At 43.4% G+C, this 26,971-nt stretch carries 21 protein-coding genes; 10 read left to right on the top strand and 11 right to left on the bottom strand.

Features of this window, described 5'->3' with window-relative positions; translation table 11 throughout:
- Window positions 1-100 precede the first annotated feature (100 nt).
- The gene (locus FKX85_RS13435) at window positions 101-925 is read left to right on the top strand and encodes an aminotransferase class IV (RefSeq protein ID WP_141615216.1); all 825 of its coding nucleotides are present in this window, start codon (window positions 101-103) and stop codon (window positions 923-925) included.
- A 105-nt stretch (window positions 926-1,030) separates the two neighbouring features.
- Here FKX85_RS13435 and FKX85_RS13430 read toward each other — a convergent pair whose 3' ends face one another.
- From FKX85_RS13430 to FKX85_RS13415, 4 genes are all read right to left on the bottom strand, one after another.
- The gene (locus FKX85_RS13430) at window positions 1,031-1,825 is read right to left on the bottom strand and encodes a thymidylate synthase (protein ID WP_141615215.1); all 795 of its coding nucleotides are present in this window, start codon (window positions 1,823-1,825) and stop codon (window positions 1,031-1,033) included.
- A 79-nt stretch (window positions 1,826-1,904) separates the two neighbouring features.
- Entirely contained in the window at window positions 1,905-2,786 is an 882-nt protein-coding gene (locus tag FKX85_RS13425; RefSeq protein ID WP_141615214.1) for a YicC/YloC family endoribonuclease, read from the bottom strand.
- A 28-nt stretch (window positions 2,787-2,814) separates the two neighbouring features.
- Entirely contained in the window at window positions 2,815-6,114 is a 3,300-nt protein-coding gene (locus tag FKX85_RS13420) for a biopolymer transporter Tol (protein ID WP_141615213.1), read from the bottom strand.
- Window positions 6,115-6,138: 24 nt separating this feature from the next.
- The gene (locus tag FKX85_RS13415) at window positions 6,139-7,191 is read right to left on the bottom strand and encodes an NAD(P)/FAD-dependent oxidoreductase (RefSeq protein ID WP_141615212.1); all 1,053 of its coding nucleotides are present in this window, start codon (window positions 7,189-7,191) and stop codon (window positions 6,139-6,141) included.
- Window positions 7,192-7,248: 57 nt separating this feature from the next.
- On the opposite strand from FKX85_RS13415, the gene FKX85_RS13410 reads away from it, so the two are divergent.
- From FKX85_RS13410 to FKX85_RS13390, 5 genes are read left to right on the top strand one after another with little or no spacing between them, the layout of a single operon-like run.
- Window positions 7,249-7,896 carry an MBL fold metallo-hydrolase gene (locus tag FKX85_RS13410; protein ID WP_141615211.1) on the top strand — a complete coding sequence of 216 codons (648 nt, stop codon included), beginning with the start codon at window positions 7,249-7,251 and terminating at the stop codon, window positions 7,894-7,896.
- A gap of 2 nt (window positions 7,897-7,898) precedes the next feature.
- Entirely contained in the window at window positions 7,899-8,591 is a 693-nt protein-coding gene (pssA, locus tag FKX85_RS13405) for a CDP-diacylglycerol--serine O-phosphatidyltransferase (RefSeq protein WP_141615210.1), read from the top strand.
- Window positions 8,588-11,863, top strand: a complete 3,276-nt coding sequence (porU, locus tag FKX85_RS13400; RefSeq protein WP_141615209.1) for a type IX secretion system sortase PorU — start codon at window positions 8,588-8,590, stop codon at window positions 11,861-11,863. Before pssA ends, porU begins: the two co-directional genes overlap by 4 nt.
- Complete coding sequence (gene porV, locus FKX85_RS13395) at window positions 11,860-13,071, top strand: type IX secretion system outer membrane channel protein PorV (RefSeq protein WP_141615208.1); 1,212 nt, start codon at window positions 11,860-11,862, stop codon at window positions 13,069-13,071. Before porU ends, porV begins: the two co-directional genes overlap by 4 nt.
- On the top strand, window positions 13,071-14,345 hold the full coding sequence (locus FKX85_RS13390; protein ID WP_141615207.1) for a M16 family metallopeptidase: 1,275 nt from the start codon (window positions 13,071-13,073) through the stop codon (window positions 14,343-14,345). The genes porV and FKX85_RS13390 overlap by 1 nt, the downstream gene beginning before the upstream one ends.
- 3 nt (window positions 14,346-14,348) lie before the next feature.
- On the opposite strand, the gene FKX85_RS13385 is transcribed toward FKX85_RS13390, so the two are convergent.
- The 3 genes from FKX85_RS13385 to FKX85_RS13375 are packed head-to-tail and all read right to left on the bottom strand — an operon-like array spanning window position 14,349 to window position 16,609.
- Complete coding sequence (locus FKX85_RS13385) at window positions 14,349-15,302, bottom strand: glycosyltransferase (RefSeq protein ID WP_141615206.1); 954 nt, start codon at window positions 15,300-15,302, stop codon at window positions 14,349-14,351.
- 1 nt (window position 15,303) lies between these two features.
- Window positions 15,304-16,218 carry a GNAT family N-acetyltransferase gene (locus FKX85_RS13380; protein ID WP_141615205.1) on the bottom strand — a complete coding sequence of 305 codons (915 nt, stop codon included), beginning with the start codon at window positions 16,216-16,218 and terminating at the stop codon, window positions 15,304-15,306.
- Entirely contained in the window at window positions 16,202-16,609 is a 408-nt protein-coding gene (locus FKX85_RS13375) for a sugar 3,4-ketoisomerase (protein ID WP_141615204.1), read from the bottom strand. The genes FKX85_RS13380 and FKX85_RS13375 overlap by 17 nt, the downstream gene beginning before the upstream one ends.
- 212 nt (window positions 16,610-16,821) lie before the next feature.
- Between FKX85_RS13375 and FKX85_RS13370 the strand changes: the two genes are divergently transcribed.
- Window positions 16,822-17,418 (top strand): IMPACT family protein, encoded by a 597-nt coding sequence (locus tag FKX85_RS13370; RefSeq protein ID WP_141615203.1) that lies wholly within the window; start codon window positions 16,822-16,824, stop codon window positions 17,416-17,418.
- On the opposite strand, the gene FKX85_RS13365 is transcribed toward FKX85_RS13370, so the two are convergent.
- The 3 genes from FKX85_RS13365 to FKX85_RS13355 all read right to left on the bottom strand — a co-directional run bounded on the left by FKX85_RS13365 (window position 17,402) and on the right by FKX85_RS13355 (window position 20,890).
- Window positions 17,402-18,013, bottom strand: a complete 612-nt coding sequence (locus FKX85_RS13365) for a 3'-5' exonuclease (RefSeq protein ID WP_141615202.1) — start codon at window positions 18,011-18,013, stop codon at window positions 17,402-17,404. The two genes, FKX85_RS13370 and FKX85_RS13365, sit on opposite strands and share 17 nt — an antisense overlap.
- Window positions 18,010-19,491 carry a Na+/H+ antiporter NhaC gene (gene nhaC / locus FKX85_RS13360; protein WP_141615201.1) on the bottom strand — a complete coding sequence of 494 codons (1,482 nt, stop codon included), beginning with the start codon at window positions 19,489-19,491 and terminating at the stop codon, window positions 18,010-18,012. The genes FKX85_RS13365 and nhaC overlap by 4 nt, the downstream gene beginning before the upstream one ends.
- A 274-nt stretch (window positions 19,492-19,765) precedes the next feature.
- The gene (locus tag FKX85_RS13355; protein WP_141615200.1) at window positions 19,766-20,890 is read right to left on the bottom strand and encodes an NAD(P)/FAD-dependent oxidoreductase; all 1,125 of its coding nucleotides are present in this window, start codon (window positions 20,888-20,890) and stop codon (window positions 19,766-19,768) included.
- 97 nt (window positions 20,891-20,987) lie between these two features.
- Between FKX85_RS13355 and FKX85_RS13350 the strand changes: the two genes are divergently transcribed.
- Window positions 20,988-21,467 carry an Mpo1 family 2-hydroxy fatty acid dioxygenase gene (locus FKX85_RS13350; protein ID WP_141616796.1) on the top strand — a complete coding sequence of 160 codons (480 nt, stop codon included), beginning with the start codon at window positions 20,988-20,990 and terminating at the stop codon, window positions 21,465-21,467.
- Between the two features lie 82 nt (window positions 21,468-21,549).
- Window positions 21,550-23,574: a cation:proton antiporter gene (locus FKX85_RS13345; protein WP_168196267.1), complete on the top strand. Its 2,025-nt coding sequence runs from the start codon at window positions 21,550-21,552 to the stop codon at window positions 23,572-23,574.
- 40 nt (window positions 23,575-23,614) lie between these two features.
- Here the strand turns inward: FKX85_RS13345 and FKX85_RS13340 are convergent, their stop codons facing one another.
- Window positions 23,615-25,909 (bottom strand): patatin-like phospholipase family protein, encoded by a 2,295-nt coding sequence (locus FKX85_RS13340; protein WP_141615199.1) that lies wholly within the window; start codon window positions 25,907-25,909, stop codon window positions 23,615-23,617.
- A gap of 280 nt (window positions 25,910-26,189) precedes the next feature.
- Between FKX85_RS13340 and FKX85_RS13335 the strand changes: the two genes are divergently transcribed.
- The gene (locus FKX85_RS13335) at window positions 26,190-26,870 is read left to right on the top strand and encodes a DUF4494 domain-containing protein (protein WP_141615198.1); all 681 of its coding nucleotides are present in this window, start codon (window positions 26,190-26,192) and stop codon (window positions 26,868-26,870) included.
- The last annotated feature ends 101 nt before the right edge of the window (window positions 26,871-26,971 follow it).

The following is a 26,971-nucleotide window of genomic DNA, read 5'->3' as shown; positions in this document are numbered from 1 at the left end:
CTGAATATGGTTTTAATTCCTCAAATCATAATCATTATCCATACATTTTAACTTAAATTCACTTGATAAATAGTTTAACAACAAGCTCATTTGACCGGTAATGAACACACAACCGTTCGATAACGATACAATTTTAATCCATCCTTCCCCGCAAGGAGCGTTTATTCACGCGCCGTCTGAATTGGCGAACAGAGCTGCCTATTTTGGTGACGGCCTGTTTGAAACCATGCTCTTCATAAATGGGAAAATCCGCTTTCGCCAAGCACATCGGGCCCGACTAAAAGAAGGTCTTCAGCAATTAAAAATTAGCGACGAAAAGTTAACTTCCATCGTGGCATTGGAAAGGTTCCTAGGCGAACAATTTGGAGGAGCACCATTAAGGGTGCGATGGAATGTTTACCGCGGCGGATTGGGAAAATACACTCCCCAAAACCATGAAGCCCGTGAACTTATCCTCATCCAAAAAGCCACTCCTTCCCAAACGATAAAGAGAACAGCATATATCAGTACTGAAATTACTGTTCCCAAAAGCCCTTGGTCCCATTGTAAAACCCTCAACGCACTCACCTATGTCATGGCCAATATCGAACGTCATGAGCAAGGCATGGACGAGGTCATTTTAAAGGATTCATCAGATTATATTTCCGAATCAGGCATCGCAAACTTGTTTTGGATGAAAGAAAGCACCTTCTACACACCGTCGCTAAGCTGCAGCTGCATCGCAGGCGTCGCTAGGGGAGCCTTGCTCAAGCACCTAATGCAACAAGGCATTTCGGTAATGGAAGGAAAATTCACGAAAGATGACCTGCTTTCTGCCGATCAGGTTTTTACCACTAATGTTTCTGGGATCGCCTATCTTCAAAAGATCGAAAACAAGGAATTTGATACCCACTCAATTGAAATAGTGGAAAGCCTATTCAATTAAAGTAATAGCTAATTTTTCAATCTCACAATATTGCTCTTTCAGACATTCGTCGGAATGACAGCCTTGTCACTGTCTGCTCTTAGCTAAAACGGCATTGAATCCGGGCTAAACCGACACTGCCGCTTTGATGTGAGGATGTGGATCATAGTTTAGCAGTTCGAAATCTTCGTACTCAAACGAAAAGATATCCTTCACGGCTGGATTGATCTTCATGGTGGGCAAGGACCTGCAATCCCTGGAAAGCTGTAATTTGGCCTGATCAAGGTGATTGGAATATAAGTGTGCATCACCAAATGTATGGATAAATTCGCCAGGCTCTAAATTACACGCTTGGGCCATCATCATGGTAAAAAGTGCGTAGGAAGCGATGTTAAAAGGAACTCCCAAAAACACATCGGCACTTCGCTGATATAACTGGCAAGAGAGTTTTCCTTCCGCCACATAAAACTGGAACATCGTATGGCACGGAGGCAAGGCCATATTATCCACATCGGCCACATTCCAAGCACTTACCAAAAGTCTTCGGGAATTGGGGTTGTTTTTAAGCTGTTGGATCAAGTTTTTGATCTGGTCGATCTCACCGCCTTTACCATCCGGCCAATGACGCCACTGATAGCCGTACACCGGCCCAAGGTCACCATTTTCATCTGCCCATTCATCCCAAATCTTGATCTTATGATCTTGCAGGTATTGGATATTCGTATCCCCTTTCAAAAACCACAGCAGTTCATAAATAATCGATTTCAAATGGCACTTTTTGGTCGTCACCAGCGGAAATCCATCTTGCAGGTCAAAACGCATCTGGTAGCCAAACACACTTAATGTACCGGTCCCTGTACGATCGCCTTTTTGGACTCCAGTGTCCAGTATATGCTGTAGTAATTGATGATATTGCTTCATTGTTACTGATTTTCTAAATTGGTCATGTACTTCGGTCTTGACACCCCGAACTTCGTACAACACCGCCTATTTGATATTTTTAAATGATATTCAGCGCCTGCTCTTTTATCTTTTCCAACTCATCCTTCATAATGATCACATGCCGCTGGATAGCCGCATCATTGGCCTTGGATCCGATGGTATTGATCTCCCTACCGATCTCCTGGCTGATAAAGCCCAGCTTTTTGCCTTGGCTATTGGAGGAGGCCATGGTCTTGTCAAAGTATCCTAGGTGTGTGGAAAGCCTGACGATCTCCTCCGTAATGTCCAACTTCTCAAAATAGTAGATCAATTCCTGTTCGAATCGATTTTCATCAAAGGAATTTTCTTCTATCCAGTCTTTAAAGTTATTCGTGATCCTGTTTTTAATACGCTCTTTTCGCTTAGGCTCTTCCTTTTGGATTTCGTCCAGCCCTTTCGAGATGACTTCCAGGTTTTCTTTAAACTTTTGATAGAGTGTATCGCCTTCATCTTTTCTGAAGTCATCACACTTTTGTGCTGCCTCCATCACTACCTTTTTTACTGCTTCCCACTCATCTTGGTCATCTGATTTATCCGTCATGGCGGTGACCACATTGGGTGCTTGAATTGCCATCCTGAACAAATCCGAGCTGTCATTCACTCCCACTTTTGAGGCCATCGCCTTATAAGTATCAAAGTAGGTCTCGAAGAGTTCTTGGTTAATACTCACAGGTAAATCTGTACTGGATTTAGCCGTAAACTCAATGTTGAGATTTACCTTTCCCCTTTCCAAAATACCTGATACCAGTCCCCTTATCTCTATCTCTCGATCAGAAAATTGTCGGGGACTGCGAAGGTTAAAGTCCAGAAACTTGGAATTTAACGTTTTGATTTCCGCGCTGATAATATAGCGGTCATTTTCAAAATTGGCTACACCATAGCCGGTCATGGATTTAATCATGCAGCAAACTTAAACAATTCAACTCATTTTAGAAATTATATCCCAGGGTCACATAGAATCTCGGATCATCCACTTCATAATTTCTTATCGGCCAAGCCGTATCAAATTTCACGTAATAGTTCAGCAATACCGTCCTGAGGCCTCCACCATAACTTTGTAACCAAGGGTTGTTAAAGTTATTGAGTGTAATATTAAAGGGTGATCCCTCTGTATTGATGACCTCCGTATTTTGGTCATTTACACGTTCCCAAGGAGCGGCATCATTCCAGGATGATCCTGCATCATAAAAGCCCACCAACTGGAAGTTCTTAATAAAATTAGAAGCTATATTTCCACGGGACAAGTACGAGAACAGCGGAATTCTCAGTTCTGCAGAAAAGGTCACCACATTCCTGCCTCGGATTTCATCATAATCATAACCTCTGAGGTCTACAAACTCCGCAAAGAGGATATTCGAATTTTCGACACCATCCCGATTTCTCACTGGCGATGGCTCCGGGCGATTTGATGGTGGCTCGTAAAACTCATTGAACAACCAGTTTTTCATACCGCCCACCAAATAACTCTGCGGATTGCTCCCCATAAAGGATCCTGCAAAAAGCTTCGTTGCAAACGTGATATTCTTATGGATTTTTTGATAGTTTCTTAGATCAAGGTAAAAGTTACTGAATGATCTATCCCCTTCATCAATGCCCTGATAATGCTTAAATCCTACTTTTCCCTTAAACCCTTGCTCCATGTGAAGCCCTAGCAATCTGGTCTTGTCCACCACCAGCTCGGCTTTTCCACCAACATAATGTACATCAAAGCGGTTATTGGGCCCTTCACTTCCCAAGACCAATGAATCAGGATTTAAATTAAAGTACTGGGTTTTGGCATAGAAGGGAGCAAGTGTAAGCCTCGCATGCTCCGTAAAGGGATAGGAGAATCCAAGTTCACCCTTGGTAAGCACATAACGCTGGTAGGTGGCATCTCCTTCCGAAATCACCAACGCTCTCCTGTCAAAGCGCACTCGATAGTCGATACGGCTTTTCAGGTATTCATACTCAAAATACACATCACTCCCAGACCTAAAATCCAATGGTGTCATGATGCCCCCCTGGAAGACATGGTTGTGCAGGAGCTCGGTCATCTTACCTTCGATATTCAAACCGAAGCCTCTCAGCGGATCCACCACAAAGGTGGTACGCAAGCTATTGGCCTGAACTTGTGGCATATAGTCCCTCGGCCCTCTTACCGTATTTTTAAGGCTTTGCTTCCTGAAAGCTTCCAAAATATCGCTTTTTCCGGATGCCAACCTTCCTTCCCTTTGCTCCTGCGGCGTGGGCACTGTATCGAAGCTGTAATTTTCCGTATTGATCCCTGAATGGTGCTCAAATCGCAATCGATCCACATTGATGGCACCAGTTTTATTGGATGACCGGGGTATGGAATCAATAGTCATGGGATCCTCTATTTCTGGTGCCAATCGTGCAGGAACAGTTTCTTCTTCCTCTACTTCCTCATCTTGCTGCTTTTCCAGCCTCCTTTCAGCCAAGCGTTCGTTTAATTTCTTGGCTTGATTAAGCTGAATTCGCGGTGTGCCAGGTGTAAATTGATCTATGTTGGGATAAGATTCCAGCACCAACTTACTGCCGGTACCTTCCTTATAGGCATACGCCCACTTGTTTATCAACGGTGAAAAATCAAATGTCTCCACACTGGTATTGAAGGCGGAAACCTGACTGGACACCTCGCTGCCAAGGCCATAACGCATAAGATTATAAATGCCACTTTGGTCGCTAAGATGAAGCACAAAATTCTGGTTCATCGGTCGTGGCATGAAATTCTTTGAATTCATATTAGTAAGCTTGGTCGTCACCAGACTATCGCCTAATTCCAGCTTAAACAAATTAAAGTAATCGGGCAATTCCCGGACATCAGGGGCGCGAGTAAGCACGCTATCCGGCAAATCGGCATGGTTGGAAGCATAAACGATCGTAGAATCATTGACAAAGACAGGGGTAATATCATCAAAAACATCATTGGTCAGCCTTCTTCCCCGGCCCCTTAGGTCAAGCGTATAAATATTCGTTTTCCCTCCGGACTGAGCCGAAAGCACCATATTTTTTCCATTTGGAGAAAAATCGAGGCTGTTGATCTGAGTGATGTTACGGAGAAAAATCTTATCCTGGCTACTGCCATCGATACTCCTCATGCGCAATGTGGTCAATCCCCGCTTAAAGGTCGCGATGGTCAAATTCAACGTATCGCGCCAAGCAATCACCGGGGAGGTGAAATTAGGTTCTTGATCATCGGTGGAAGTTCCTCCTTTAAAAACGGTGACTTCATTATTAGAGGAAAGGTTTCTGACGATCACTTTAAATTTACCGTTGTTATTGATAACATAAGCCAAATGCTCCGCATCAGGACTGAATTTTATATCATTGATCGATCCATCTTCATTTTTCTTAGTGGATGCGATGATATTTTCTTGGGTAGGCTCTTTAAACGTTGAAAATACAGGCTCATTTACCGTGGTGTAATATGTCCGCCATTGCTCAGCAAAACTCTCATAGCCTACCCCTAACGTATTGGCAATGCTGTTTTCCTCATTTCTATTGATTCTGCTAAGGTTCAGGATACTCGAAACGTATCGCTTTCCATATTTCTGCACAATAAAATTCCATATAGACTGTCCCACCAAGGATGCTTCCCTTTCACTGAGCTTATAAAGTTTTGGATTATCATTCCCCTTCAGGTAATGCCTCACATAATCATCCATTTCCAAACTCCAGCCTTTCGCCAAATAAAGCGCGGTCCCATCAATAAACCATTCCGGAAAACTATTGATCAGATTTGATTGAAAAGCATCCGCAATGGTGCTGCCATACAGCATCTCCTCAACGATCACCTTGCTAGTCCTGTACAATAACTCATCTTTAAAAGAAGCCCAATCACCTGTATAAGGCACCTCTGCCAACAGCTTGGAAAAGAAGGTCTCTCCATTGACCGAATAACTTTCCTTTTTAAGATCTAGATTGCTTTCGAGCCATTCCTCACGGCTATTGTAAATAAAAATTTTTGGCTTCGTATACGCGACATAACCTATCATCTGGGTGATCCGCTCAAATTCATTCTCCAAATAGTCGATGGCCATCCGGGCATTGTCCCTGCCCCCACCGTAATAGTACACCTCAAAATTATTGGATGAAAAAAAATACCAATCAAATTCGTGGTGCTGTATTCTGTTCTTTCCAAAGCGCTCTTGGTCAAATTGAGCATTCGAGACGGAATAGGAGCCTAGCCAGAGTAGTGTAAAATAAATAAAAACTAATTTTACCTTCATTGATCTGTTTTTATTGTCTTAGTTTTAAATATACTTAAAAAATCGACTTATGTTAACATCTTTTTCAGGTTCGCTACCTTCCAATAATAACCCGAGCATGATCTTGCTGTAATAAGGTACTAAAGAAACCCCTTTCGCACCAAATCCATTGAAGATATAAACGCTTTCGGCAGCAGGATGTTTTCCCAGAAATGGTTTTCGGTCCTTAGTGGCAGGCCTAATGCCCACACGATGGCTCGACAGCTTACCAGCCTTGCTCGGGACGATCTTCTCCAATCTTTCCAAAATCTCCGCTTTCCCCCGATCAGTGGGCCCTTGGTCCAAATCATGCCAGCTGTAGGTGGACCCCACCCTGATCCTCTTGTCGGGCATGGTAATCCTGAAAACACCTCTATTGATGATTTCAGCAGGGGCAAAATCACTCTCCATCTCGAGAATTTCTCCTTTTACTGGTGCAAAAGGCAACCAATCAAAGTACGAACTTTTGGCAGCACCCAGACCACTGCAATAAACTACCGCCGAAGCCTTCACTCCTTCATAGTGCCATTTACCTGCTTGATAGGTGAGCAAACCTTCGTCAAAATGTCTCCTCTCTAGCTGGCCATTTTCGGCTAACCAACCACTATAAGCATCCAGCAACGTATTGATATCCACATAGCCGGCATTTTTGAGCATAATGCCTCCAAAAGGGTCGTTAACTTCCTCATATAACGGCTTTGTCCTGACTTCCTCTAAATAATCCTGTACCTCCGCATCGCAGCTCTTTCCCATCCACTCATTTTGCTCCTCAATGCTGAAAAACGGGCGATAAATGTTTTTGGCATACATGAGCCGCTTCCCCAACAGCTTTTCCAAGTCACCATATAGTGGTTTTATGGCTGGGAAAAGACGATCTGCATTCCAGGTTTTGACCATTTTACGCCCTGTGATGGGATTAAACAGTCCTGCGGCTACTCTACTGCTGTTATTCGCATCGGCCTGATCAATCACCAAAACAGACTTCCCTGCTTTGATCAACCGATAGGATAAAACGGTACCTGCTATGCCTTGTCCAATGAGTAAAAAATCTACTTCCATACCCAAAATTAATTTCTTTCTTTGTTATTTTGGCATGAATTCAAAAATGTTTCGACGATGCTTAATGTACAAACTTTCACGTTTAACCCCTTTCAGGAAAACTGCTATATCCTGTACGACGACACCAAAAAAGCGGTGATCATCGATCCCGGATGCTATGCTAAGGACGAACAGGAAACATTAAAGAATTTTATTCTTTCGAAAGGCCTCACTCCTGTACGATTACTGAACACACACTGTCACATTGATCATGTTTTAGGTAATTATTTCATAAACCAGTCGTATGGCCTTCCCCTGGAAATCCATCCCAAAGATGAGCCAGTCCTCATGGCTGTCAGCTCTTATGCCTCCAATTACGGATTTCCAGCATACACTCCCTGTGAGGCGGAAAAGTATTTGGAGGAAGAAGACAAAATCACCTTTGGCGATACAACGCTGGAAGTAATCTGGGTACCGGGCCATGCCCCGGGCCACGTAGTATTTTACCATCCAGAAAGTAAAACCTGTATTGGTGGTGACACCTTGTTTCAGGGGAGCATTGGGCGTACCGATCTTCCTGGGGGTGATCATCAGACCTTGCTCGACGCTATCAAAACCAAGCTTTTTGTGCTTCCCGATGATGTAAAAGTCTATCCGGGACACGGACCGGCCACGCTGATCGGCCATGAAAAGATCCACAACCCTTTTGTAGGAAAACACGCCTAATTTTGAATATCAAAAAACACATTCCAAATGCAATTACCTGCATGAACCTCGCCAGTGGAATGGCGGGAATATTTTTCGTGCTGGAAGGAAACCTCTTTGCGGCTACCTATTTTATCATGATCGCTGCGGTCTTTGATTTCTTGGATGGCATGGTGGCCAGGTTACTGAAAGTCCACAGTGAAATAGGAAAACAACTGGATTCCCTTGCGGACATGGTGACCTTTGGCGTACTGCCATCTTTTGTGCTTTTTCAACTATTGAAAACCCCTTTTCCCACAGGATATGTTCCCTTTATCGCATTTTTGATAGGCATTCAGTCTGCGATGCGACTGGCAAAGTTCAATATTGACACGCGGCAATCCGATCGGTTTATCGGTGTTCCTACTCCTGCCAATGCACTCTTAATCTGTACCCTTCCTTTTCTTGCAGAACGCTTTGCTTGGGCGGGGGACATGATACAAAACAGTATTTTTCTACTTGGACTGACGCTCATCATGGCGCTGTTATTAACTGCAGAACTTCCTCTAATTGCCCTGAAATTCAAAAATTTTCACGCAAAAGAGAATGTCTTTCGATATTTGGTCATTGCGATCGGGGCAGTAAGTGTCTTATGGCTGGGATTAGCAGGAATACCCTTCATCATCATCAGCTATATCTTGCTTTCCTTGATCGAAAGCAGGGTTAACCCTTCATGAAACTGATTTCTGACATACTGAAATACACTCTTTTTACCTGTTTGGCCCTACTTGAAGCAGGTGATCAATTATTTGCCCAATCATCCTACTATAAGTTTCCGATCACCCAATCCGGCATCTATCAGCTTTCAGCCGCAGAAGTACCGCAGCTGAATGGTACTAATTTGGAAAAAATCGCCTTTTACGGCTCCAGTGGCATGCTCCCGCAAAAGCTGGAAGAAGGTGCAAACCAACTTCAAGAACTTCCTTCCCTTCTCAAAAACGACCGCTTATATGTCTATCTGGAAGGACCTCATCAATTATCCCTGGAAGATGATAGCCTGCAGTACATCCACCACACCTATACTGATACCGCCTATTATCTTATCAAAACCAATGTACCGTCTCCAAAACGCGTAACCACCATACAAAAAACACCCCCGGTGCCCAAATCCTCGTCCGGGCATTCATTACTTTATTCCCTTTATCCCTATAAAAAGGAGGAGCTAAACCTGCTTTCTTCAGGTAGAAAATGGTACGGAAACAGGGTCCGCGCTGGTGGAATAGCTTCTTTTAACATCCATGTGGACAGCTACCATGAGGGGCCAATTTATTATCAGGCCAATCTCATGGCGCAATCTACTAGTACAGCAGCACTGAAGCTCAGAAGTCAACAGAATGAATTTTTCACGATCTCTATTCCTGCTATTCCCCCATCCACTTATGGACTCAAAGGACGGGAAAAGTCCGTAACAGGATTTACAGAATACGTGGATGTAGGAAACCCTACGCAGTTTAATATTGACCTGGAAAGCAGCGATCCGAATGCCGTAGGTTTTTTGGATCATTTTCTATTAGGACTTCCGCATAATGCTGGACAAATTCAAGAAGGTATTTACATCAATCTCGATAAACAGCAACCTGTTTCAATCGGTCATGAGGATGGCTTGCTTTGCTGGGACATTACCCACTTCGAGGAGCCTTTCACCCTTTTGGACGAAAACGGAAAGGCAACGCTGGCGCCATTCCACCGAGTGGCTATTGCCAAGACCGGTGAAACACCAGTTATCAATCAGCTCAGCAAAGTAAGCCTGAACCTCCGGCAAATTAATGCTGCCGAATTGGTGGTGATCACAGCACCATCACTCTTGTTTCAAGCCAATAAACTGGCGGATTTTAAGCGTAGCATAGGAATAAGTACTGCTGTGGTTACCGCACAGGATATATACGACAGCTATAATTATGGCACCAGGGATGTCACGGCCATCCGTAATTTTCTTGCTGACCAATACCACCTCCACAAGACCCTGCAAAACGTACTGTTTTTTGGGAAAGGCACCTTTGACTATAAAAACATCAGTGCCGGCCGACCCAATCTCGTCCCCACTTACAGCAGCCGGAACAGCCTCCATCCATTGACATCCTTCAGCTCGGATGACTATTTTGGTTTTTTGGAATTTGGCCAAGGAGAATGGCAAGAAACAGAGCAAGGAGACCTCCCGCTGTCCATTGGAGTTGGACGGATCCCTGTCATCAATTTCCAGGAAGCCCGAAATGTAGTAGAAAAGATCATCCAATACGAAACGCAGTCACCGCAACTTGGCAAATGGAAAAGACAATTGCTTTTCGTGGCTGATGATGGGGACCAAAACATCCACCTTAACCATAGCGAAACCCACACCTCCACTATTTCCCAAAACAGCCCAGCCTATGACGTACAAAAACTCTACCTGGATGCATTCGAACAAATCGATGAAGGCAGCTTCCAAACCGCTCCAGAAGCGAAGGCAGCATTGGCAAAAAGCGTGGAAGATGGATTATTGCTCATCAATTATATAGGCCATGGCAATGAAAACACCCTTGCGGCAGAAAGGATCTTTCAAGTAAATGATCTTCAGGACTGGCCCGAAACCAAGCACTTTCCGCTGATTGTCACGGCGACTTGTGAGTTTGGCCGTCATGACAGTCCCTATTTAAGATCCGGAGCTGAAGAACTGTTGATGGCCAAAAACAAAGGTGCTATTGCCCTGCTGACCACAGGAAGACCGGTTTTTAGCAGCATCAATTTTGAATTGAACAAAGCCTTCATTACAGCGATTCAGGAAAACGGTGCTGGAAAAGGACTCCAGCTTGGGGATATTTTTAAGGCCACAAAGAATAACAGCCTAAACGGCCCCTATAACCGGAACTTTTCCCTTCTTGGCGACCCCAGTCTTTGCTTGGCCCGTCCTGAACTGACAGTCGACCTCCAACTATTATCTCCTGGCAAAACACCTAATGACTCGCTTTTTATCGGTCAAAAATCCACCATCAAAGGCTCCGTCCTTGATCCGGTCACCACGCTACCGGTCGATAACTTTCAGGGGACATTTTTATTGGAAATCTTGGGTGAACCTACTGTCGTAAAAACCAATGGTGATGAAGGTGCCCCCGGTACTTATCAAGACCTAAACAACATCCTATATCGTGGAACAGGAACGGTCACAAATGGCCATTTTACCGCTGACCTCTTCATCAGTCCTCAAACAACCCTCTCTAGGGGAACGATAAGGGTCTTTGCTTCTTCTAGCTCGACTACCTTCGAAGCCATGCAGGCTAGGTCCATCCCCATAGGCCATGCCCCCCCTACTGATCAATCCGATCAAAATGGTCCTATCATTCGACTATTTGCCAATGATACGACAAATAGTCCCGCCACCACGGCATCCACCCAGATCACCTTCATCGCATCTCTAAAGGACAAAAGCGGCATTCAGACCGCTTCAGGTAAAGATCAAGACATCAGTCTTCAGGTCAATGGCCATTCGCCCATCATCCTAAATGACCATTATCACGCGATTAACAGCAATTACAGCACAGGCATCATCGAAATGCCCCTTGATGGATTAGAAGAGGGAATGAACACCCTGGAATTAACCGCTTATGATAATTTCGGCAATAGCAGTACCCAAGTTTTGAAGATTAAAGTCCAAGGGAGTGAAAATTTGAGGATTTTGAAATTTATAAATTACCCGAATCCTACAAATGACATCAGTTATTTCAAGATAAAACATAATAGACCCGACGAAAGTATAATTTTTGAGTTGACCATCTATAATTTATTAGGACAGGAAATATTTTCGATGGAAAAACGTTATCCAAAAGCAAGTACAGAAATCACCGATATCGAATGGATTTTTTTAAGAGACATGACGAAAATTCCCGCAAAAGGAACTTATATTTACGAATTACAGCTAACAAGCGAAAGGGACGGAACCTCGGACCAGGCAATTGGAAAAATAAATATTCAATGAAGAAATCAAGTGATTATTTAAAGGCGCTTACTTTTTTAACTGCATTCACCTTCACTGCTCTTTCGGCGGAAGCTCAAAATTCTGTGCGTGTTTCTGGTCAAGACCAAGGCCGAAGGGTAATCATTACGGCGGTACCTTTTTTGAATTTTGCCCCTGACAGTAGGCATTCAGCCATGGGAGATGCGGGAGTAGCCACCACACCTGATGCCAATTCGATCCATTGGAATGCCGCCAAATTGGCTTTTGTGGAAGACGACATGGGATTTGCACTTTCTTATTCTCCTTGGTTGGGAAAACTGGTTCCGGATATGTCGCTGAGCTATCTGACAGGCTACATGCGGATCGATGACATGTCCACATTGGGGGTGGATTTACGGTATTTTAACATGGGCGACATTCAGCTTACCGATCAGTTTGGCCAAGATATCGGTCAGTTTAACCCAAGGGACATTGCCATCGGTACCAATTATTCCAGAAAACTCTCCGAGACACTTTCCCTAGGTATCTCCGCTCGGTTTATTCATTCCAATATTGCGGGAAACATTTCTTCCAACGGTAATGGAGACAGCAAACCGGGCATAAGTGTAGGCGTGGATGTGGGTGTTTACCAGCGAAAGGAGATTTTGCTGAGCAATAAAGAAGCCTATTGGTCATGGGGTGCCAATATCAGCAATATTGGCCCAAAGCTTACCTACAATAGCTCCGACGATGCCGATTACATCCCTACCAACTTGCGAATAGGCACCGCGCTCGAAACGGCCTTGGATGAGAACAACGCCCTAACCTTTGCCCTGGACTTCAACAAACTGATGGTTCCCACCCCGCCGATCTATGCTACCAATGAAGATGGTTCCTTAATTATAGATTCTAATGGAAACCCAGAAATCGAACAAGGAAAAGACCCAAACCGTCCCCTGCTGAGCGCCATGTTCGGCTCCTTTGCCGATGCGCCTGATGGCTTTAGTGAGGAAATGCAGGAACTGATGATTTCCTTTGGTGTGGAGTACGAATACGCGGAAAAGTTTGCCCTGAGGACAGGCTATTTCTACGAAAACAAACATAAAGGTGGAAGGCAATATTTCACCATGGGAGTAGGATTTGACATCAAACGATTAGGCTTTGATTTCTCCTACCTGGTTCCCCAAAAACAAAATCACCCATTGGCCGAGACCTTAAGATTTTCCTTGGCCTATAATATCCCTAAGTAATGACAGTACTGGATCGCTCGAAAGCACCGGATTTTAAAATTCCGGAATCGATAGAATTGACCAAACCTATAAAGCGGACTCTAAAAAACGGAGTCCCTTTGTATTTTATTCCTACGCCAGAGATCGATGCGATCAAGGTGGAAATCATCACGGAATCCAATAAACAATTGCTACCAGAAGAAGATGGGCTAGTGCCTTTCTTTACCTTGAATATGCTCTTGGAAGGAACCAAATCCATGAGCTCACCTGAATTGGATAATTTCTTCGATCACTATGCATCGGAAGTGGACACAATTTCTACCTTTGAGCAGCAGGGGGTGTCGTTATTGACCACCAAAAAACACTTTCTCAGTGTCCTGCCAGTATTCAGATCACTCCTGACTGAAGCTGTTTTTCCGGAAAAAGAGCTGGAAAAGCGAAAGTCCCAAAAAGCCCTGACCATCACCATGCAGCAAGAGCAAAATGGTGCCCGGGCCAACCAGCTTTATCGAAAAGTTCTCTTTGGGACCACGCACCCTTTTGGCTTTATCTCTGAAGAGCGTCATGTAAATGCGGTAACCAAGGAAAAATTGGCCGATTATTACCAAGAAAAATTTCTGATCAGCCCTGAACTATTCGTCATCGGCAACCTAAACGACTTGGAAATTACCCGCATCATGGAGGCTTTCGAAGACCTCACTATCCATAGAAGCCAAAGGAAACCTGATGAGTTTATCATCTGGCCAGAAAAGCGGCTTACCGAAGTAAAGGACAAAGCTGTACAATCCAGTCTCCGTCTTGGTCAGCACCTTATTCCCAAAACCCACCCAGACTATCATGCACTGACCGTTTTCAACACCATTCTGGGAGGTTACTTTGGCAGTAGACTAATCAAAAACATTCGGGAAGACAAAGGCTATACCTACGGCATTTACAGCTCGATCGGAAGCCTCGAAAAATCTGACTACTGGGTAGTCATGGCTGATGTCCAGAAAGGCTATGCCGATGAGGTAATCAATGAAGTCTATTCAGAAATAGAAAAATTGAAAACCATTCCTGTCTGCCCAGAAGAGCTGGAAATCGTCCGAAACTTTATGGCAGGGCATTTCCTGTCCAGTTTCAGTAACGTCTTTGATCTGATCAACAGGTTTAAGGCCATCCATTATGCTGGACTAGATTACGATTTCTATGAGGAACAACTCCAGTTTTTCAAGAATTTCACGCCTGAACAGGTCATGGAATCGGGAAAAAAATACTTTGACACCGGTAATATCATCGAAGTGGTGGTTGGATAATCTTCATTTTCTCAATTTCTCATAAAAAAAGGAAACATCCACCTTCATTTCATGCCAAAGCCTAAAAAACTTAATAGCCAATCCGGTGGCGCCAAGGCGTTCTGCTAGATGGATCAATTTATCGGCGGATTCAAAATTGGCAGATCCCAAGGCATGTTTCGCTTCGTGCATACACCTAAAGATCAGCGCCTTTCGCTCCAAGGAAGTCTTGTTCATTATCGCTATATTTTGACAGACCTTCACGGTAGATTCAAGCATGGCAGATGACTTGGTCTGGTACTGTTGGCGTGAGAAGGAACTCCCATGTATCCGTTTGTCAGTGCCTAGATGATCGCTAAACGCAAAGGGATATTTTCGGGCAAGCCGTGTAATAATGTCAAAATCCTCATAAACCAACTCTTCGTTATATCCTCCGATCCTTTTCAACTTAAGTGTATCAAAAACGATCGTCGGAGTACAGATACAATACCGCATGATCACCTGCTCATATACATCTCCACGGGGTACCCACCCCATGGTTTTCCCTTGCTGGTCTATAGGAAAAAAAGTATCAATTTGCAATCCATCCTCGCTTACCAGATTGGCATTGCTGGAGCAAAGCCCCGCCTCTGGATGCCCCTTAAGCTCCTTGACCGACTTTTTTATATGCAATGGCCTCAACACATCATCTCCCGATAGATCGATGACATAATCACCTAGTGCTGATGCCAATGCCTCATTAAATGCCTCACAGTAATTAATGGGATTTTCATAGAGAAACGTCCTTACCGATCGTTCCTTATCGTTCATCCATAGCCAGGTTTTGATTTTTTCTACACTTTCATCCTGGCTTCCATTATCCACTATAATGATTTGCACCGATGGATATTCCTGCCCCAAAACGCTATTGAGCGCTTCAAAAATATAATCGCTATGATTATGGCAAATGACAATTACACTGACCAGAGGATAATCCATTCTATAGCTTTAGGTTCCAAATGAACTTATTACCAGCGTTATTTGCATTTTTCATTTTGTAGCGAATAAGATTATGGTTGGGCTGGCCATCGAGGTCTGAAGAGCCCAAATCAATAAAATCCACGCCCAAGGATTCCCCCAGACGAATCACTTCAAAAAGCAATCCCTCCCCGGTATATGCCTGCTGCAAGGAAGGATTGATCGCTGGCAGGTAATAATACAGGCTATTTGGAGTCAATTTGACGCATAGGGCATGGGCCGCGGCTTGTTCATTCTGATAGAGTGACACCAGGAAATAGCGGTCTGGATAAGCGCTGACTTGCTGGATGAGGTTTTCTTCCTGGACATTGTATTCATGCCCCCTTTGTGAACGCCACCGCTTAATGTCCTTTAAAAAATTAAACGTCTTGATACTGCTTGCCTCTACCGTGCACTGAAGCTTTTTGACCTTTTTTTTGTGTTTGGAAATCTTCGCATGGATAAATCCTTTTATAAACTTCCTGTCCTCCAAAAAATGGTGCAATAAAATCCCTTCAAGCTGAAACCCCTGGCTCTTTAAAACATAATGGACCAACGGATTATTTTCATCATAGGTACTGGGTGGCTGGACGACACGAAAATGATCAGCCCCAAGCCCCTTTAGTGCTTGGAGGAGTTCGGAAACCAGGTATTGGAGACTATCAGAGGAAATCTTCTTCTCCGCCCAGAGACCACCAAATGGGGCATTGTTTAGGGAAATTGCTCTACCATCAGCTTTCAGAACGACAAAGATCAATGCCCTTACTTTCTGCTTTTTCAGCAACTTGGCGCAAAAATACCGTTCGCCTTCTCCTACCAAATAGTCATGCAAAAAATAAGGGTGATCTGGCTGGGGGTTTTCCTGTAATACGAAATCATAATTATTCGTGATGTCCATCTTTAAGCTTATCAAATTCCTCTTTATTTCTTATATAATCAGCTTCGTCAAAATCACTTTCCGACAGCACCAAAAGCACACTGTTTGCCGTAAAAGTAAACGTGGACCAAACCAACCGCGGTAAATAAAGTGCTTCTTTGGAATCCTGAAGGATAAATTCATATCGGTTATTGCTCAAGTCTTCCAGGGCAATTTTCACACTTCCCTGAAGACAAACTGTGATCTGATTGTCCAGCTTGTGAGCATGAACTCCCCTGACTCCTCCCGCAGGAACCTCCGTTATCCAAAAAGCCCTTTTCACTTCAAATGGCAGCTGGCTTCCCTCCCAAAAATTTAATTTCCCGGTTGAATTTTTCTTCTCTCCAAGATGAAAAAGATAGGGTTTGGTCATGGGTGACAGATTATGGGTTGGTGTACTTTAACTCACTGCAAGAGCTAATTTAATCAAAAACCTATTGCACTACGTGGGTTAGCTCCAAGAATTAAACAAATAATAGCCTAAACTTAACATTACAGACTAAAATATCTCCTCATCTTTGCCTTTCCACCATGCAGCTTTTACTTTTGGCAGCATCTTAGGCGTAGCATTTAACAACAATGGAAATGGAAGATACCTTTTTGACCTTAAAAGACAGTTCGGAGGGCCTATATAAAGAAAAAGGAAGTAAGTTTTTGGCTTTTGCTTATCCTGTTCAGGATGAGGATGAAATCAAGGAAAGATTGGAAGCCTTAAAGAAAAAGTACTATGATGCCCGGCACCACTGTTATGCCTATATGCTCGGACGTGACCAATCCCTTTTCCGCGCAAACGACGATGGGGAGCCCAACCACTCCGCTGGAGACCCGATCCTCGGACAGATACGCTCACACGAGATCAGTGATGTCCTGATCGTCGTCATTCGTTATTTCGGAGGAACCAAACTTGGTGTCGGAGGACTCATTACCGCCTATAAAACCGCAGCAGCAGAAGCCATCGCTTCGAACGAAATCATCACCGCAGTGGTCACCAAAAAGATCCGTTTTCGTTTTGATTACCTCGACATGAACGATGTCATGCGGCTGATAAAGGATTATGATCTTGAAATCATCAAGCAGGATTTTGATAACACATGCAGCATGACGCTAAGAATACGGGAGAAGCTTTGGGAAGAGGTTACTGCCCGGCTTGAGGATATTTCCTCTTTCAAGAAGATTGACTAGAAAAAAGCTGATCCAGGTATCCTTTTCTGTAAAGTTCATTAAAAACTTCCAGGCAAGCCCACGCATCCGTGGCCGCATAAAGCTGCTGCTTTGGAGTCAGCTCTTCTGCTTCCCAATTGGACACCTGTTCGGACTTCGAAATCCGTATGTTAAGCACCATCGCACTGAGATTGCGCACACCCACATTATGAAAACCCACCTTCTTCAGCTCTTCATTCAAGTCAAAGAAGCTTGCCTGGCGAAAAGAAGGTTCCAACTTTTTAAGTGCCTTGATATCATCGCGCACGGCGGCACCGATTTTCACTCGATTGGGATCTTCTAAAAGACTCCTGACGGACGATGGAAACCCCACATGGTTCAGCCGAAACAAAAAGGCCTTTTCCGGGGTAGAAAGCTGCAAAAGCGAAACATCGTAGTGCACTCCTTTCTTAAAAGAAGGCCGTGTCTCGGTGTCAAAGCCAATTTTTGAATATTTCTTCAGCTCTGATACTGCTTCAGGAACCAATTTCTCATCTTCAATCAATACGATATCTCCCTCAAAGTGCCCCAATGGGAGCTCGTTCACCTCGTCTTTACTTATTTTATAAGGAATCATACGGCCAGTTCTTTTTGGATTTCTCTCATTTCTTCTTCAGAATAATAATTGATACCAAGCTTAAGGTATCCATACAAAACAGTCATAAATGGACTGATGATGTTAAAAAAACAATAAGGGGCATAAGTCATGGTGGCCACTCCAAGCACGGAAGCTTGCGTGGCTCCACATGTATTCCACGGCACCAGCACAGAAGTCACCGTAGCACTATCCTCCAGCGTCCTGCTGAGGTTCTCGCCTTTTAAGCCTCTCTTTTTATAAATATCTGCATACATTCTCCCAGGAACCAGGATTGCCAAGTATTGGTCTGAGGTGGTGAGGTTAAAGAAAACACAAGTCGCAGCGGTAGATGCGATCAATGAACCCAAGGAATGCACTTTCCTGATGACAGCCTCAGCGATTACCAGTAGCATCCCACTTTCTTCCATTACACCACCGAAGATCATGGCCGTAATGATCAGCCAAATGGTAAATAACATTCCCGCCATGCCACCTGTGGATAACAATTCGTTTACCATTTCATTGGAAGTGGTTACGCTAATATCACCATAAAGCGACATCATCACTGCCTTAAACGACTGATACGTATAGCTGGCACTTGGTTCACCTGCAATGCCCTCAATGATCTGTGGCTGGAAAATCACTGCAAACACTCCTCCTAGCAAAGCTCCTGCAAGCAAGGCTGGTACTGCTGGTACTTTCTTAATGATCATGCCCAACACCAATACCGGTACAACAAACAACCAGCCAGTGATGTTAAACTTGGCTGAGATCACCTCTGAAATTCCCTTTACCTGCTCCACTGAACCGCTTACATCTATCGTAAAACCAAGAATCCCAAAAATGATCAATGCTATCAAAATAGAAGGGACTGTCGTTTTTGTCATGTGCCGAATATGAGTAAACAGGTCTGTTCCTGCCATGGCAGGAGCCAGATTAGTAGTATCTGAAAGTGGGGACATTTTATCGCCAAAATAAGCTCCTGAGATAATCGCCCCTGCAATCACCCCTTCCTCAAACCCCAAGGCTCTTCCAATCCCCAACAACGCTACTCCAACGGTAGCCACAGTGGTCCAGCTACTCCCTGTGGCGATAGAAACGATTGCACTTACCACACAGGCCGCCAACAAGAATATCCCTGGACTGAGAACCTTTAACCCGTAATAAATCATTGCCGGAACAATTCCGCTCAACAACCATGTCCCGGCCAATGCTCCAATCAATAACAAAATCAGAATGGAAGGCATCGCAGCTCCAATGCTGTTTACTATTCCTTTCTGAAGGGTATCCCAACTAATCTTTAGCCTAAAGATGGCAATCAATGAAGCTACACAGGAAGAAAGAATCAATACCATCTGATTTGAACCGGACAAGCTATCCGTTCCGAATATCCGGATATTAATAACCAATAAAATAATAAGAAATAGTATGGGAATCATCGCCTCTCCCAGGCTTGCTTTTTGATGAGGTTTTGTCATTGATGTGAATTTACTATAAAATTTATGACTTTAAGTAGCCAAATCATAATGGGATAAAACGCTTCCGAAAATCTCCCATACTGGTTATTGCGCTTGATTTCAACCTGGCTTCCTTTCCCAAGCTTCCTACACGACCAAAGCGAGACAAACCTAGCGGAAGCCTAATGATTCATCCCCATACTTTAGGAAAAGGATGGTTTTTCAGGAAATTTGGTCCCTGTTTAACCCAACCTTTTTCTTAGGAATCCTAAAATTAGCAAAAATTATCATTTATTCAGTCTCCAAGTAAACTAGCTAACTCTTTTCCAGTTTCCCAGCCTAATGCCACTCCCATACCTCCAAGCCGGACACCTGCTGCCACGCGCGGGGTAATCCGTCGTATAATGGGCTTTTTGGAATCTCCAAAAGCCATGGTTCCAGACCATTCCATATTCCAACAAATTTCTCTTTTGGGAAAAATCACCTTTTTGGTCACTTCCTGAAGGTAGGATTTTATATCTTCATTGATTCCCCTTTCGGTGGTAATTTCATCCTTTTCGGAGATATTCCTGCCTCCCCCCACCAAAAGCCGTCCATCTACATTTCTGAAATAAACATAGCCTCTTTCCATGTGAAAAGTGCCCTTTAGGGCCATATCCTTTATCGGTTCACTGACCATGATCATTCCCCTTCCTGGCCGGATATCCACGTCCTCTCCTTCCAGCAGGTGGTCAGTAAATGCATTGGAACATAGTGCCATGAGCCTACTCTGAAAAGCAATTTCCTCATCGTAAAAGGAATGCACATAGGCCCTGCAATTTTCCTCATCCAGCTTTTTCACCTCGGCACCCGTCAGGATCTGAATGTTTAATTCCCGGCATCGCTTCCACAGGCATTGGATATATTTAGCAGGATCCAGCTGGCCCTCAAACTTATTTTTCACCAAATGGAGGACACTATCCGAAAACCCATAGGCACTACGATCGGCCACTTCTTCAAAGACATCGGTCCCAAAGACGGGACTGAGCAAGGCATTGATGGTGTCGATTTTTTCCATATAATGTGCCTCTTGCTCCCTGATAAGGTCGAAACCACCGCATGAAGTATAGTCAAGCCCTTCATCACCAAAAACACTCCTGATATTTTTTATACCCATTCTCCTCTTAGTGACCAACTCAAAAACCTCATCCTCCTGAAAATGCTCTAAATCCTCTGCTATCTCACTCAGACTCCCAAAACAGGCAAATCCTGCATTTCTGGTGCTTGCACCACTGGGAAACACGCCCCTTTCCAATACCAAAACTGATCTTCCTGGGTATTTTTCCTTGTAGTGAATGGCCGTAGACAAGCCTGCAAATCCCGATCCCACGATTATCAAATCATATTGAATAAGGTTCTTCTTCTCCCAATAGCTTAACATATTTTTCTTATTTAGTGCCTTTTACATGAAGAATTATTAAATTATTAATCCAGAATAAGATTGTTTTATATCCTTATAGATCATGGCGCAAACTAACATAAGAAAAATTGATCAATTATTAGAAGAATATGGGGTAAGCCATCAAAATCAAACCAATAAAATGATCCATTGGTTTTGTGTACCTGCTATATTCTTTAGCGTAGTGGGGCTTATTTACAGCATCCCCGCTGGCTCCATCAGCTTTCTACAAGATTATATTGGTGCTTTTGCCAATTGGGCGACGATCGTGTTGGCGGTCGTGTTATTTTACTATTATTCCCTTTCGCCACCGCTGGCCTTGGGCATGTTCTTGTTTTCAGCCCTTTGCTTGTTCCTTGCCAATTTTATCACCATTGTTGCCCCCATCCCGCTGTGGGCAGTGTGTCTGATCATTTTTCTCTTTTCATGGGCTTTACAGTTCTACGGTCATAAAATAGAAGGAAAAAAGCCTTCATTTTTAAAGGACATTCAATTTTTATTGATCGGTCCTGCTTGGTTAATGCATTTCATCTATAAACAACTTGGCTTTTCTTATTAAATGCAATTTTTGATTTTATAAGTGGAAATCAGCAATGTTATTGTATTTTTAAAAAAGCTTTTAATTACCTCATTACTTATATATGATTTCGACATTGTTAGCTTCGGCAGAAATTCCCATGTTACCGGAGATTGTCATCATCTTTGGATTGGCGACCTTGGTAATCATGCTATTTACACGGCTAAAAGTGCCTACTATCATCGGTTTTTTACTCACAGGCACCATTGCAGGTCCCTATGGATTATCACTGGTAAATGCTTCCGCTACAGTAGATGTACTCAGTGAAATAGGTATAATCTTATTGCTTTTCGTTATCGGAATGGAATTTTCGCTAAAGAGCCTGATGTCCATCAAAAAAGCGGTTTTTGTGGGTGGTTCCCTTCAGGTTACCCTTACCATATTGGCCGCCACCATTACCTCCTATTTCTTTGGGTTTGACTGGAACGTTTCCGTCTTCTTTGGTTTTTTGCTGGCATTGAGCAGCACGGCCATTGTCCTGAAGCTCCTTCAAGAAACAGGTCAGGTAAATAACCTCTCGGGAAAAACCATCTTAGCCATTTTAATCTTCCAGGACATTATCATTGTACCGATGATGCTGTTTACGCCTATGCTGGCCGGGGAGTCCGATAATGTGCTGCTTTCCCTGTTTTTTATGGCTATAAAAGGTGGGCTGGTAATCCTTTTCACCATCCTTTCAGCCAAGTACCTGATCCCACAATTGCTCTTTTGGGTGGCTAAAACCCGAAACGAAGAACTGTTTCTTTTAAGTATTATTGTGATCTGCTTCAGTGTCGCCTTTCTTACCTCATTGCTGGGACTATCACTTGGTTTGGGAGCCTTTTTGGCTGGGTTGATCATCAGCGAATCAGAGTACAGTCACCATGCCACTGGAAAAATCCTGCCCTTTAGGGAGATTTTCCTCAGCTTTTTCTTCGTATCGGTGGGCATGTTATTTGATGTCACCTTCCTCTTCTCGCATATCGAGATCATTCTGGGTATACTATTGCTAGTATTGGTTTTTAAATTCGTGATGACCATCATTGCTGTCCGCTCCATTGGGATAGATTTTAAGGAAGCTTTTATTATAGGCTTTTCCATTTTCCAAATTGGGGAGTTTTCCCTATTGCTTGCAAAGGAAGGGGTGGAAATTGGCTTGATCGACCAAAACCAATATCAGTATTTTCTGGCCGTATCGATTTTGACAATGGCCATTACCCCCTTTGTCCTCAAGAACAGAGAAAAACTGGCCTTCAAAATGCTGGATGCCCCACTTCCGCAAAGATTAAAAACTCACCTCGCCACTCCCATTGGTAATATTTCCATGGCCAATATGGAAGGTGAGGAAATCTCGGACCATTTGGTCATCGTCGGTTATGGATTAAATGGCCGCAACCTTTCAAAAGCTGCCAAAAGGGCCAAAATCCCCTATGCCATCATAGAAATGAACCCTGAAACCGTCCGGACTGAAGGGGAAAAGGGAGAGCCTATCATTTATGGTGATGCCTCTAATGAGATGGTACTCAAGCATGTGAACATCCATCTGTCTCGCGTGGTAGTGATCGCCATTTCCAATTCAGACGCCACCAAAAGTATCATCACGGCCATCAGACTCCTCACCCAAAATGCGTCCATCATCGTTCGCACCCGCTATGTCAACGAAATAGCGGCAAACCTCTCCATGGGAGCTAATGAAGTTATTCCTGAAGAATTTGAAACTTCCATTGAGATTTTTACGAGGGTGCTCAATAAATACCTTATCGCTAAGGATGATATTGAAGATTTTACCGAAGAAGTAAGATCACACAATTATGAAATGTTCCGGGCTACCCAAAATAGAGGCCGGGACAGACTAAATATCGATCTTCCTGAAATTAACTTCGTCTCGCTGAAAGTGGACAGGGATAGTGGCCAATACATCAATAAACCGCTAAAAAAAGTAAACTTAAGAGAAACACTTGGTGTCAACTTGGTCGCACTAAAGCGAGAAGGACAAACGACCTCCCACATTGATGGCGATACCAAATTGAAATTTGGAGACATTGTGTATGTGGTAGGAAAACCGGACGGACTCAGTGAATTCGAAAAGGCCATTGGAGAAAAAGACTGATCAACTGAGAAAGATGTGAAATTGAACGTGAGCAAACCCATTATCTTGGGGAGGAGGCTTCTGAGAATATGCCTGAAAGTCGATCCAGGGATTGCTGGTTTTGGAGGCTTCCGATGCAATCCAAGATATCGCGCTTTTCCCTTGCTGTTAGACGCCAATTAAGGGAAGCGCGCTGTACTTCCAGCTCTTTGCTATCCACTTCTCCAGTCAAGTTGGTCGCCCCTTGTCGCTCTAGAAAATCTTTTGTGGAATACTCAAACTCTATTCGATCCAGCTCAAAGCCAACTTTAGCTTTCATGTAATTAAACATTGTTTCATTATTGATTGTCTGCACGTTATCCCAGTTTACATAAATGTTTTTTAAAGGGGTTATCAGCTTTTGCATGATCGTTGGAGGTGTCTTTTTCTCAATTTCCAGGTTTTTCTCCGAATCCCTTATCGTCACGAGCACCACCCCTGAGGTATTGGCTTCCATCCAGTCTTCAAAAACACTGATAAATCTCAAGGCATCCTTCACCCCAAAATTATCGGACAAACCTGAATCCATGATTTCCATTCGGGGATTAGAGGGGAGCTGGATATTAGGGGTTATAAAAGGAAAAGTAGCTCCCATCCGCAGGGCACTGATAAACCGGAGGTCTTTGGCATCCTGCTGATGGAAAAACCTCAAAAAGTCGATGGCTTGGCTTTTCTCATCTAATGCAAAATCAGGATCTTCGGATACGCACATATAGCTCACATGATGGGGGGAAATATACAGTTTTCGCCCATCATTGACGATCAGCGGTGCCACGGGCATCATCGGAATCTTTGCCTGATATTCTGGGGCAGCATAGGCATGAAGAGGCTTATCGAGTACTTTACCAGTGTTTATATTCAATTGATTTTCAAACGCAAAGCCTCTATCCTCTAAATAATACCTGCCATTGTATTTTACATATTGGTTCCTGATAAGCAGGTCATTGACCATCAGGGTAAAAATGATCGGGTTAAGATTATCTGAAGAAATCTGCGCGAGATATTTACGATCAGCCAGATGGATAGATGGATCATCCTGAGCACGAAGGTACAATTCTCTAAAAAAAGCTGCTCCTACGGCTCCACCCGATGCTCCGGTGATCAGCTGGGTATGAGCCATAAACTTTCCGTCACTACGTAAATGCATCTGCTGAAGCACATGCAATGTCCACAAGGCGGCCCGCTGTCCACCTCCGCTACTGGCAATGAGCAACATCTTGGGTTTCTCCTCTTTCGGGAACTTTGCCCGCCAATTTTCCAGTATTTCCAAGGTCTTTCTCTTATCCTTCAGTAAGGTGTCAGGATGAAGAAGGGATTGCATCCGCATTAAGTTGTAAGGAGCTTCCTCGACCTTATAATCCATCCCCAGGGCTTTATGTGGACGGTTTAACAACGTAGTCTTCGAACTGGCATTCAATAGCACAAAAAACAAGATCACCACAAATGTGGACCAACTCCTCAGCCAAAAAGTAAGTGCTCCGACCATTAAAGTCAAAACAGCAAGAATAAGCATAACACTCATGGCAGCGGGAAACTGTAAAAATCTATTATCCCTAAAAAAACCTAAAAACAATATTATAACGACTAAAACCACACCTATAATCACCAGGTTTAGGTGATTCTGATCAAATACCTTCAGCAGCTTATGTCCCTCAAATCTTGCCAGATCTTCCCTTACCGTTTTAAACCTCAGGTTAATATCCAAGTAAGTATCCACCGAATCTTTGGCCATCTTCCTGTCCTTATATCGTTTGATGACATTGGCCCGAGACACTTTTACTTTTCTCAACTGCCTGTCCAAGCTATCGGTAAACATGACGAAGAAGTCCTTATTGGTCAGGGCAAAATACCCAAACATCACTATGAACATCAGCAAATTTCCACCGATAAAACCCAGAAGGTACCTTAATATCCCCCAGCCATCCTCACTGATATTATCCAGCTGAAAGGAGATCACATTAAAGATATAGATCAGGTAAACCACCAGCGGAATAAGACTGTTATTCACACAAAATCTAATAAATGGTCTGGATAGGGTCGCTAGAAATTGAAACCTGGCGGCATCCATGATATAAGTGGTCATGTGAAAAGCCATGGTAAAAACGGCAAAAGCTATTCCCATCATAAAAAACCCCAACCAAGAGACATTATTCAGGTACTCAGGATCCAAAAACAAATAGGGAATTCCCAGCACTTTGCCGAAATTATCAGAAAAAATCAGCACCAATAACACCCAAATGCCCACCAATGCAAGGTTCTTTTTCAGGTGAAGCTTAAGCAATAGTATCGGAAAACTGTGCAAAATGCTATTCCACATAAACGGTATATTTTAGAAGTTAATATACACTTTTTTAATAGATTGTTAAGAGAATGGAAGGCTTTGATATGTGCTTTACCAGACAGTAAATTGATTAACTGTTCCTTTAAGTTGTCATATCTACGATAAGAAAAATCCCATACGGTACTATTTTTATTAATGTGCATTTAGGAGATTCTCCCTTACGTCAGAATGACAATCAAAATATTAAAATTTTCTATTTGGGCTTTCTTGATTAGGTGTTACCTTAGCCATCCGAATAGCAAAAAGAAGGAAAAAAATGAGAACTTGGTTTTTGTGTAAAGTAAAATACGCGAAGGAAAATGAGCAGGGACTGCTTAAAAATGTATCAGAACAATACCTCATCGATGCGGTATCTTTTACAGAAGCAGAAGCCCGGATTTATGATATGCTGGGAAGCGTCATCCGTGGGGACTTTCAGGTTACTAATATCAGCAAGAGTAATATTGTGGATGTTTTCTTTTATGACGACATTGACGTTTGGCATAAGTGTAAGATCACTTATGTGGTGGCTGATGCAGACAGTGGCAAAGAAAAAAAGGTCACCCAATACATGCTGGTCACCGCTCACGATGTAAAAGAGGCTTATGAGCGCATTCACGAAAGCCTTAGCAATATGCTGGTTACTTTCAGGGTTCCGGACATCAATGAAAGCCCGATCGTGGAAATATTCCCGTACGAAAGCGAAGATGAAGAATTACTGCCTCCTCCACCTTCTCACCTCAAACCTGTCAGCGAAGTAAAGGCTGATCAGCAAAGAAGGGATGAAGTAAGAGCTGAAAATCAGCAAAACCGCACTCCTGAAGAAGAGGAAGAGCCCGTAGCAGATGAACCTGTTATGGAAGACAATCCTTCTGAAGAAGAAATCGAAATCAAGGAAGAAGTCAGTGAAGAGGAAGATCATACGGAAGAATCCGAAGAGGAAGAAGAGGACAAGTAAATCTATTTCTTATCAATTATAATCATGACAAGACCGCTAACTAAGCGGTCTTTTTCATTAAATACTAAAACCTGTTCATCATTTTTTGCATATTTGTCTAC

Origin of the sequence: Echinicola soli, from assembly GCF_006575665.1 — a bacterium.
GTDB classification, from domain to species: domain Bacteria; phylum Bacteroidota; class Bacteroidia; order Cytophagales; family Cyclobacteriaceae; genus Echinicola; species Echinicola soli.
The sequence above is the reverse complement of the archived record's forward strand: the minus strand, read 5'-3'. Positions and strand labels throughout refer to the sequence as shown.